Below are 10,900 nucleotides of genomic sequence, written 5' to 3'. Positions count from 1 at the left end.
GCTTAAAGAATTAGCTAAATGAATTCAAAACAGCCTCTTAGAACCATAATTTTATAGGTCTCAGTAAAGGGTTCTTTTGGAGAATGTTACCTATCTTCTTCATGTATCTACGGAGTTCTCCTACAGATTCAGAGTTTCTCCAGCGGGTTTGATTCAAGTAGGTATAGAAAATCCTCTTGTACTTTGTATTGCCAAAGTAAGATTTGTAAAACGGCTTACGGTGCGCGAAGTGTATGAGGTACGGCGCGGAATGGTCACCGCTTGAGTAGTAGTTCCACATCGGGTCTATTTCATGCCATTTATCAAACAGTACCACGTTCAAACCGTACTGGTCACTGAAGTCAGCATACTTCCTGTTGCTGTCGATGCATTCAATCACTTTTTCTGTGATGTTGCTTCGGCGCCACTTGGGTATGTCCATCAGCAGCAGCCCTGAGTTGAAGTACTTAGTTTCTGCAGGAATGCCCAGCTCTTTGTAGTTGCCTACGATGTTCTTAAAGACCCTGGCAGTGGGGCAGGTAACTGCACCGATGATACTGCCTTCTATATCAATAGACCATAACTTGCTAATATCGGTCATCAACACCATGTCAACATCCAAGTAGAGCACCCTTTCAACTTCCTCGGGAACAAAGTACGGTATAAACAAGCGCATGTAGATGTTTGGTGGATATGTGTTCGTATCCGTTGGGAGTGCCATTCCCCTAGGAACAGCATCCCCCATCGTTAACCAGTGTAGGGTTACAGCCTGCTCACTGATGGAGTCTCTTAGCTTTGCTTTGTATTTAGCGGTTACACCGTTCTCAACAATATAAACATGTATATGCTCTTTGGTAGTGTGATTAACCTCTATTGACTTCAACAGCGCTGCAAGTAGAATCATGTAATGCTTGTCGACAGCAACTGCGAGATAAATGTTTTCTTGATCCATAAGGTTTTTAGAGATACTAAGTACTGAGAAGTTGAGGATAGACTTGGAGCCTCTGTTCTGTGCGGGGAATACGTAGCGGAAAATACGTACAGTTTAGATCATTGTAACGTGCCGCTTTGGGGAAGGGTTTATAATTATTGAAAACTGTGGATCGCTCTTTGGCCTCTAGGCCTTCTGTCTGTGCTTCCCGACCTTGCTCTGGATGCCCGTCAACCCTGGCCTGCTGTCATAAGCAGGGGAATCTGATCAACCCAAAGCTGCTTTGCCTGCTCTGCGGTCCCCAGCCTCTTTGTGGCCAAGTACCCCTAGACAATTCATAATGCAGGAGAGGTGCTTAGCTGCCCCAGAAAGCCTATAGCAGAGAATAACAGAATCCGTTATTCTGGGATCAGAAAACTTCTGTACTTTACAGTCTTTTAGTTTCTCTTATGTAAGCTAGCCATTAGCTGCTTCACTCCATCAAGAGGCGGCCCCTTTGATTTCGTTATCGTGCTTAAGAATCCTGCCTTTCGGTCATGGCCCTGTAGGCGGCCAGTGAATTATTGCAGTTCCAGTTTTTACAGGTGCTTTATCAAGCACTGTGGTGGCGAGGCGCTGGTATGTGGCATCTCTGATCGTGCTGCTGATGGACTTGCCATCCGACACCTTGTTGTTGGGGCACAGGTTAAGTCAGGAGACGAAATGCGGTCGGCAGTAGCTGCGGAGCTTTCCCCCAAACAGGTAAAGCTGTTTTACTCCCCAATTTCATTATCCAGCTTATTGATATGAATATAGCGATAGACTGTATGCGCGCTTGTTTCTCAAGACAAAACTGTGCATATTTGTAGGTGTCCATGCTGCAAGTAAAGAAACATATCGGCCGTTGCCTGAGCATCCCCTTATGCTGGGTGATGCTGCTTTGGGCACTTACGCTGCCAGGGCATGAGGTAGAGGTGTATCGCCTCCTGCTGCAAGGCTCCCCCTCGACAGCGATGCTCAAGCTACTGCCAAAATCAGGCGGTAAAGACAAAATCGCAGTGCAGCAGCAAAGCGTGCAAGCATTTCTTGACGCGGAGGTGCCTTCCTCCCTGGTGCTAGACCTGCGGCAGTTGGAAAGGCACCCTTTGCTACTTTTAGCGTTTGCTGCGTCGTGTGACGAGCCATCCCTTGACTACGCTACAACCTATTCGGGGATAAAGCTTTCGGAAAGGCTCTTCCCTGTTTCCATCCAGCCAAATGCTCCTTAACTAACCCCCTCTCATTTAGAAGGTAAGATACACTGTTACTGGGCAGATACCTGCTTAGAGGCAGTGTGGCCTTCCCATTCTCTTTGTACGCCTATTAAGGCTGTCTTGCCTATCCTTTTTCTTGTTTTACGCCTAACTTAGCCCCAAAGGGGAAGAAGCTAGGCCTCACCATGCTGTGCGCAGCATATAAAGATCTAGACTGTTATGGAACATTTTGCAGTTATCGTTTCCTGTACGGCCATCCTGGGAATTTTGCTGGGGTTGGTATCCCCCAACAAGTGCCTGTTCTGGTACTATGGCAACAGGTGCAGGTTAAACGTTATCTTAATCTACGGCTTATTGCTGCTTCTGTCTTTCATAGTTTTCGCTGTGACGGAGCCACGCACCTGACGCTACCACCTATTGCTTCTCCGCGGCAGGGGCTAATACAGGCTATCTTAGCACAGCTGCAGCATCATTACCTATATAATCAAAACCTCATGAACTATATCATCTCGAACATCCAAAGCAGCCGATGGTCGTTAGATCAACTTATAAAGCTTGGCGTACCGGCACCGGCAGCAGAATACATAAATATGCTGGGGCTGCTGCTGCTCATGCTTATCCTAGTATTCATTGCAGACCGGATCACCAAAAGGATACTGGTCGGTACGCTGCAGAAATTATCCGATAAGACAGCCACAGAGTTCGACAACCTCCTGATTAGAAACAACGCCGTGGTGTACCTTGCGCAGGCCATCCCGCAGATCATCGCGGTGCGGGCAATACCGGTTGTGTTTTCTGATTTCCAGCAGTGGGTGGAGCCGTTGATAAGGGTAGCCGATATATACATGGTCGTGCTGGCGGTGGCCATTATGCGTGCTGTGCTGCGCTCTTGCCGCGACTACCTAAAGACTACCGAAACATTTAGAGACAAGCCCGTCGAAAGCTTTGTGCAGGTGATTACAATATTCTTGTACTTTGTGGGTGGCCTGCTGATATTCTCTTTGCTGACAGGCAAGCCTTTCTGGGCGTTTATCACGGCGATGGGTGCGGCCTCAGCGGTGCTGCTGCTTATATTCAAGGATACCATACTTGGCTTTGTGGCCAGCATACAGGTTTCTTCCAACGACATGGTACGCATCGGTGACTGGATAACCATGGAAAAGTACGGTGCAGACGGCGATGTGACCGAGATAAACCTGACCACGGTAAAAGTGCAGAACTTCGATAAGACCATCACCACCATACCCACCTACCACCTTATCTCCGACTCTTTTAAAAACTGGCGGGGCATGCAGCGATCGGGAGGGCGGCGCATTAAGCGCTCCGTTTTTATCAAGATCTCGAGTATCAGGTACCTTTCTGCCGACGATGCCGAGCGGCTGGGTAACATCCAACTGCTGCAGTACTACTTGAAGGAGCGTCAGAATGAGATTAACCAACACAACCAGGCAAACGGCATTGACAAGAGCCTGCTGATAAACGGTCGCAGCCTTACCAATGCAGGTGTGTTCCGCAGGTATATAGATGCCTACCTCAGGCAGCACCCCAGTACCCACAAAGGCATGGTTATGATGGTGCGGCAACTGGAACCTACCACAACAGGTATGCCTATTGAACTATATTTGTTTGCCAACAGCATAATATGGGTAGAGTATGAGCAGATTATGGCGGATATATTCGACCATCTGCTGGCAGCCGTAAAATACTTCGACCTGGAGGTATTCGAAATGCCAGCCGCCGATGATGTTAGGAACTGGAACAATCCGTTGGCTGGCGCAAAAACCAGTGTGTATCCTCTGGCCGAACCGATGCCGAACTAGACCCACAGTCTGCGGAAAGATAAAATTCTGGGACAGGCTTAGTGCCGTATCTCCTAACGACTATTCGGTTATTCCTGTCGGGTGCCAGGGGCGTGAAAATGATCTCTTGCCGATTATACAAATATATAATTTCAACTCTTTACCTTTAGGCCGTGGGAAAGCTTATTAAAAATGTCTCTGTTGCTGTTTTTCGCCACTCTGCTCTCCCTGGCAGGTGCCTGGGGGAAGGCCTTATGCGAGAAAGCCTGTACAGCTACGAAGGCCGTCGGTGAAGCGGGTCTGCAGGCGAGCCATACTCAGAACAGCAAGCCCAAGCTGGTGTTCCTAAAGAGGTCAGGCGAAAGCGCCGTAAGCCTTGGGGAAAACCAGCCCTTACCCATCCTGGAGCGCCAGGGCTACCACTGGCTGGGAACCGCGCGCGGTGGAGCATGGGATTGGGGGCACTGCGGCGCAGTACCTCCAGCGTGCTGGGCGTATCTGCCGCGGCTTGGGCAGTGGTGCCATTATTTTCCCCTTCCATTACTTCTGGTAATTCATTCACCTTCTTTGTGGGCCCAGCCCACGTTCTTTGGTTTGCCCCGCAGCGAATAGCCTGTCTATCCGCCAAGGCTATTTATAAAATAATTTTTAACAAGAAAGATGGATTTACAATCAACAGTAATAGGGGGGATTTGTGTGGCACTGGTCATTGCCCCGTTCGTACACTTCCAAGTGAAAAGCAGCAAGGAGAAAAAGCACCTTTTGCAAAGCTTCATGAACCTGGCCCGACAACGTCAGTTGGAGGTCTCTCAGTACGATCTGCGATCGGGATAGACCGTGAGAGAGGCAGGCTTCTTTACTCAAAAAGACAGGGTGGAGGGGACCAGGTTATCCTGGTAGACTTATCGGGGATGAAGCAGTGCCAGGCAGATGTAAGGAGGGACTCGGACGGCAGCCTCGGGGTCGAGCGCATCGAGCTGGTATTCCTGCGCCATAACTCCTCCCACCCTCAGGAGACGGTGGAGCTCTACAGCAGGGAAGAGAGCATGATATTTAACGATGAGCTCAGACTCTCAGATAAATGGGTGGGCATTGTAAACGCTCACCTGGGAGCCTAGGCAGCAGCTTTTACCAAGGTTTACTGTGTAAAGCGTTCATAATCGCATCAGGTATATTGAAATTAGCTGGAAGTGTTAAGGCTCGGGGGCTTCTCCCCGGGCCTGTACAGTCTGAGCTTTGATAGTATGCATAGAATGAGGGGAGAGGAAGTCATAATTTACTGATAGTCTGCAGTAGAAAGACGTTAATCCATACTAGTGCCAGCCTGTAATATTATTCAATCGGTAGTACAGCAGTTGCTTCAGCATTTCTTGCCTTACGCTTTTCTTAGATGCTAATTTGAACCAGGCATTGGCAAAGCTTTTCGTATCAGGATTATTTCCCTAAATTTATGAATAGTAGAAGTACAACCATATGGATGGAAATGACAGAACAATCCTTCTTCCAATATCTCGTTTCTTCTCTAAAAGATTGGTTGAAACAGAAACGTAACCAGGCATATATGGTCGTGCTGTCATACTTTTTTGCCTTTACAACCCTGGACAGGGGACTGGCAGCAGCGATGAAATATGGAGTGATGCTTATTTGTTTCTGCTTTCTGATATCCCTAGGATTTAGAAGCTACCTTTATTTGACAGAAGGCTAAAGGTTCACGGAATTGCTGGATTTTCAATGTGGTTTTCTTGTGTATCCTCTCATTTGTGTCCAGTATAATGTTCACACTACAGGAAATACGCCTTTTATTAACCATAAGTGTTTGCGTCTTTACTGTTCTACTGATGCTCAGGCTATTAACGGAGATACACGAATGAGCAGAAGCTGGCCGCGCCGTATATGCTCTTGCCGCCGCCCATGTTTGCTGCTCTGTTTTTGTCTGACAGTAATACTTATTTATAGGTTAGGGAGTGAAACTCTTTACTCCGCAAATTACACTTGATAATGGAATTCTCTACTGAAGACATTCTACTGGGGTCGTCTATCCTATTGATGATTAGCATCCTGCTCAGTAAAAGCCTGGGTAAATTCGGCATACCAGCGCTTATACTTTTTCTAGCGGTGGGTATGCTGGCAGGGTCCGAAGGGTTAGGCGGCATTTATTTCGACGATGCGCTGACCGCGCAGTCACTGGGCACTATCGCCCTGGCCATTATTCTTTTCTCTGGAGGTCTGGACACCCGCTGGGAAAGCACGCGGCCTGTTCTCTGGCGGGGGATAACGCTCTCCACGCTGGGCGTGTTCATCACTGCCATGCTGGTGGGGCTGTTTGCCACGTACCTACTTGATTTCTCCCTGCTAGAGGGGCTGCTGCTGGGGGCCGTGGTCTCCTCCACCGATGCGGCTGCGGTATTCTCTATTCTCCGCTCCAAGAACATAGGCTTAAAGAACAACCTGCGCCCCACGCTGGAGCTGGAATCGGGCAGTAACGACCCGATGGCCTATTTCCTGACCGTCAGCTTCACCTTCCTGCTCACAAACGAAGGGGCGAGTGTCTGGCGGCTGGTGCCCATGTTCTTTCTGCAGATGAGCATAGGTGCAGTCATGGGCGTGGTGATGGGACGTGCCATGTCCTGGACAATCAACCGAATCAAGCTAGAGCAGGACGGACTCTACCCAGCGCTTACCCTGGCCATGCTTTTCTTTACCTTTTCCTTTACCAACCTTGTCGGTGGCAACGGCTTTCTGGCCGTCTATGTCGCGGCAGTCATGCTGGGTAACAGGAACTTCATCCACAAGGGTAGCCTGACCAAGTTCTATGACGGCCTGGCCTGGCTCATGCAAATCCTGATGTTCCTTACGCTGGGCCTGCTGGTGTTCCCGTCGCAGGTGCTGCCTGTTATCGGGGCGGGGGTAATCACATCGCTGTTCCTGATTTTTGTGGCGCGCCCGGTGAGCGTGTTCATCGGGATGTCCTTCTTCAAGGCCTCGCTCCAGGACAAGTTCTACATATCCTGGGTGGGGCTTAGGGGGGCAGTTCCCATCGTGTTCGCCACTTATCCCTTGCTGGCAGGAGTGGAGAATTCAGACTTGATATTTAACATCGTGTTCTTCATTGTGCTAACCTCCGTCATGCTGCAGGGCACAACCCTCAAGGTAGTGGCTGACTGGTTAGGGCTTAGCCAGCATGACAACAGCCCCAAAAGAGTGCAGCTCGGAGAAGATCTGGGCTATGACTCACAAAGTTCGCTTGTGGAGCTAAAGCTGACAGGTGAAAGCGGGGCTGTAGGCAGATCCATTGTAGACCTGCAGTTTCCTAAGTCTTCTCTTATTGTCCTGATTGACAGGGGCGGGAGGTTTGTCACCCCGAATGGTGCCACAGTGCTGGAAGCGGGGGACACTTTGATGGTGATGGTGGACAGTGATGATGAGTTGGAGAAGGTGAACCGAGTGGTACATGGTTAAAGCAGTCATTTTGGCACCATGAAATAAACGTAAGCAGCTCCTTTCAGGGACACAATAGGAGAAAGGGGCACTGTTTAGATCAACTTATCTAACCTTTTCCGATCCGTCTCCAATGCCACCGTTACAGAGACAAAAAAGGATCTGCCAAACAAGGCAATTCAGTCCTTTCACCTCACCCTGCGAGCTGTTGCTGTATGGCTGAATCGTCATGAAAACAGCGCCTCATGATGACCTGTCCTCCTTTTTTTCCTTAGCCATGTCTTTCTCTGCTTTTCCCTTAAAGAGCTCTGCCACACCCGCTGCAGAGTCTTTGTAAGGCTCCAGGATATACTGCGCTCCTGCCTCACGCAGCACTTCTGAGTCTCCCTGCTCCCGGGCTGTAAAAGCAACACGCCCTTTAAAGTTACTTTGCCCTAAAAGCTTTAAGAGGCTGATGTTGGTTGTTACATCGGGAAGAGTACTGATGATGTTGTAGGCATTGTTCAGCGGTAGCACTTCACCCAAGTCAGGATCTTCAGCGTCACAGTAGATTGCCTCCAAGTCGCGTCCTTTCCAGTTGTTCACGACCGCAGGGTTTATGTCTGCGCCTAAATACTTCAATCCGTTTTCTTCTAGGCTATTCGCCACACTTTCACCATAGCTGCCCAATCCAAAGATCAGTACATCAATCTTGTCCTTGTCATCTTCCAGTTCCGCTGGCTGCGTTGGCTTCTTTTTCTCAAATACTGCCAGCATCGGCGACAGCAGGTTGAATAGCTTGTCGGAGAACATAATCATATAGGTGGAGAGGGTGATGGTAACAAGCCCCACCAGAGTTATCAAACCCATCGCGGCTTCGTCTATGTGGCCTGCCTCGAGCCCCATGTTAGCCAGTATCAGCGAGAATTCGCTTATCTGTGCCACTGTAAGGCCCGCTTTAAAGGCTGTTCTCTTATGGTAGCCCATAATACCCATGATAATAAGGACAATCATAGGGTTCCCGATGAGCACAAAAGCAGAGAAAATTAGGGAAGGGAAAATACGCTCTCCCATCACGCCCAAATCCAGTTGCGATCCCAGGTCAAGGAAGAAGAACAGTAGCAGGAAATCACGGATGCTGGTAAGCCTTCCGCTTATCACTTCGCGGTATTGGGTTGAGGCCAGCGATATACCAGCAAGAAAAGCACCTACTTCTTTGCTGAAGCCCAGATAGTCGCCCAGCGCAGCCAGCAGTATAGCCCAGCCAATGGAGAAGAGTACCAGCAGTTCCTGCGAATCTGCCAGCATCTTGGTTAATTTCGGGATAACAAACTTCATCAGCAGGATGACCACTGCAAACATGCCCAGGCCCTTGCCGAACACATACAGTAGCTCCATACCCACCGACTGGTCTGTATCTGCGCCCACCGCCGACAGCACGATCATCACGAGTACCACCACGATGTCCTGCACAATCAGAAAACCCAGCGCAATCTGGCCGTGGAGCTGGTTTATTTCGTTCTTATCGGAAAGCAGCTTTACAATGATAATGGTACTGGAAAATGTAAGCGCCACGGCAATGTATACTGCCACAAGCCATTCAAAGCCTAATAATAAACCTATTCCGAAGCCAAAGAGCGAGGTAAAGGCCACCTGCCCTAAGCCTGTCATCAGCGCCACCTTTCCAGTCGACTTTATCAGGCTTACGTCCAGCTTCAGGCCCACCACAAACAGGAGTATGGCTATTCCCATTTCGGCCAGCAGCCCAACCTCGCTCTCCGAGTCAAGTAGGTTCAGCACTGATGGACCGACAATGATACCTACCGCTATGAACGACACAATAAGCGGCTGGCGAAGCAGCCTACCTAGTGCCCCAACAACAGTAGCCAGGAAAATTATAAGGGCAAACTCGTAAAATTGGTTATCTATAAGTTCAGAAAGGTTCATGAGATATGCTGTAAAGGTAATTAGTGTCTCTGCCTAATACAGTTGATAGGAAGGCAAGGTTGCCAAGGTTTTACCTGGTATCGATATATGGCAGCCACTAGTTTCCTATGACCGGCCACGTAAGCTTTCATTTCCCTGTTCATCTTGTGGCTGTTGCCCTGACTCCTGATAGAAACGTGTAGTAGGATAAGCGAACCTTATGTCGGAAGAAGCCTGAAACTGGGGCAGCCCCACTTCCCATATCTTTTCCTCGCTTTCACGGCGGCCGCTCAGGCCACAGAGGTAGCGGATGGTTAACTGCCCACCGTTTTCCTGCACTTTCGTGAAAACCCAAGGCTTAAAGTCCCTGTAGAAAATAAGGTGCCGCTGCGACTCCCTTCTAACCGACTGTTCTGCGACTTCGCTGAGATGTACGCAGTTCCTGTTGCCGATGTCCTGCAGTACGACCTTTGCTTTTTGCCAGTTACTTTCAAAAGTAATAGCGACTTTCACTTCGTGCCACAGAAACCATAAAGCCGTAATTATAGTTTATCTGCGCCTGCGTGAACACCTGACTGTTGGGGATGTGCACCACGCGTCCTGTTGCCTGCTCAGAGTCCACCCACTCCCCGAGTTCATTCAACGTGAACTGGAAAAAATTTATATCGATCACATCTCCTGTGTGCTCTTTAATCCTGATTCTGCCCCCAATCTTAAAAGGCCGCTTCCAGATCAGGAATATCCAGCCGAACATGTTGGCAATTGGATCGCAGAGCGCCACGGCAAGGCCAGCAGACAAAAGACCGAGGAAAGTAGCAATGGATTGGAAGCCTTCGAACCAAATGTTGGCCAGCGAGATGACAACCAGACCAGTCACAATATAGTTCGTTGTTTTCTTCCACTGATAAAGCTTGTTTGAATCCGCCTGCCGCTGAGAGGCAACGCGCAGCAGCAGCCTGCTTATGCCCCACAGCCCTAACAACACAACGACTGATGAAAGTATGTTTTCCTGGACTGCTGCCGAAAGCCTCAGTGCCTCTTCAATCCAGTGCTCAATTCTCCGCATTCAGATGCTTTTTTATTTTCAGCATACGGGTACAAACCAAATAAAGTCAACTCTTAAAACAGGGCTTGGTGCTCTCTTCTGTTAGCGAGGCCAGAACAGGTCATCAAGAAACCTTCCATGTCCTGGAAAATCGGGAGGTAAACCGCTGGTCTGCCAAATGCAGGAGCCAAACAATACTGCAGCTGCCGTAATTGCCTTGCACACCTGAGTTGCTTCCCTGTACTATGGCTCTCATTAACATTCTGCCTATCACAACACGTATAGATAGTAAGCTGCTTTTATATTATGGATACGATGCTTATACCATTCCAGGCGCTCACAAAATACATGCCCTGCAAGAAGGTATTGATAAGGCTAAGGTAGACCTGCTGGTTACTTTCCCCAGCACTAAAAGTCTATGGCAGGAACCGTTTTAATAAAGTATCACAGAGGAAATGGCCGCCCAGGAAAAGATACCGCTACTGGTATTCCCTAATTCTGAACAATCGAGACACCAAGGGGTGTGAGCTGTGAGCTCCTCCCATTTTTAAGACATGTCAAAAGTAGAGAA

At 48.9% G+C, this 10,900-nt stretch carries 9 protein-coding genes; 4 read left to right on the top strand and 5 right to left on the bottom strand.

The features are described from left to right. Positions 1-37: 37 nt before the first annotated feature. The gene (locus LN893_RS19690) at positions 38-931 is read right to left on the bottom strand and encodes a glycosyltransferase family 8 protein (protein ID WP_229973067.1); all 894 of its coding nucleotides are present in this window, start codon (positions 929-931) and stop codon (positions 38-40) included. Between the two features lie 833 nt (positions 932-1,764). On the opposite strand from LN893_RS19690, the gene LN893_RS19685 reads away from it, so the two are divergent. Both LN893_RS19685 and LN893_RS19680 read left to right on the top strand, forming a co-directional pair. Beyond that, the gene (locus LN893_RS19685) at positions 1,765-2,157 is read left to right on the top strand and encodes a hypothetical protein (RefSeq protein ID WP_229973065.1); all 393 of its coding nucleotides are present in this window, start codon (positions 1,765-1,767) and stop codon (positions 2,155-2,157) included. A gap of 170 nt (positions 2,158-2,327) precedes the next feature. Further along, positions 2,328-3,962 (top strand): mechanosensitive ion channel family protein, encoded by a 1,635-nt coding sequence (locus tag LN893_RS19680; protein ID WP_229973063.1) that lies wholly within the window; start codon positions 2,328-2,330, stop codon positions 3,960-3,962. Positions 3,963-4,215: 253 nt separating this feature from the next. On the opposite strand, the gene LN893_RS19675 is transcribed toward LN893_RS19680, so the two are convergent. After that, positions 4,216-4,569, bottom strand: coding sequence for a hypothetical protein (locus LN893_RS19675; RefSeq protein WP_229973061.1), 354 nt, complete (start codon positions 4,567-4,569; stop codon positions 4,216-4,218). A gap of 1,370 nt (positions 4,570-5,939) precedes the next feature. Here LN893_RS19675 and LN893_RS19670 point away from each other — a divergent pair. Further along, positions 5,940-7,400, top strand: coding sequence for a potassium/proton antiporter (locus LN893_RS19670; RefSeq protein WP_229973059.1), 1,461 nt, complete (start codon positions 5,940-5,942; stop codon positions 7,398-7,400). A gap of 222 nt (positions 7,401-7,622) precedes the next feature. Here the strand turns inward: LN893_RS19670 and LN893_RS19665 are convergent, their stop codons facing one another. The 3 genes from LN893_RS19665 to LN893_RS19655 form a co-directional block, all read right to left on the bottom strand. Continuing rightward, complete coding sequence (locus LN893_RS19665; protein ID WP_229973057.1) at positions 7,623-9,305, bottom strand: cation:proton antiporter; 1,683 nt, start codon at positions 9,303-9,305, stop codon at positions 7,623-7,625. Between the two features lie 105 nt (positions 9,306-9,410). Then, the gene (locus LN893_RS19660; RefSeq protein WP_229973055.1) at positions 9,411-9,797 is read right to left on the bottom strand and encodes a hypothetical protein; all 387 of its coding nucleotides are present in this window, start codon (positions 9,795-9,797) and stop codon (positions 9,411-9,413) included. Continuing rightward, positions 9,775-10,350 (bottom strand): mechanosensitive ion channel domain-containing protein, encoded by a 576-nt coding sequence (locus LN893_RS19655; protein ID WP_229973053.1) that lies wholly within the window; start codon positions 10,348-10,350, stop codon positions 9,775-9,777. Before LN893_RS19655 ends, LN893_RS19660 begins: the two co-directional genes overlap by 23 nt. Positions 10,351-10,574: 224 nt before the next feature. Here LN893_RS19655 and LN893_RS19650 point away from each other — a divergent pair, with 224 nt between their 5' ends. Then, a complete protein-coding gene (locus tag LN893_RS19650; RefSeq protein WP_229973051.1) occupies positions 10,575-10,766 on the top strand; it encodes a hypothetical protein in 192 nt (63 codons plus the stop codon). Positions 10,767-10,900 lie beyond the last annotated feature (134 nt).

The organism is Pontibacter harenae, from assembly GCF_020907245.1.
GTDB classification, from domain to species: Bacteria; Bacteroidota; Bacteroidia; order Cytophagales; family Hymenobacteraceae; genus Pontibacter; species Pontibacter harenae.
This window is presented reverse-complemented; position numbering and strand designations above follow the sequence as displayed.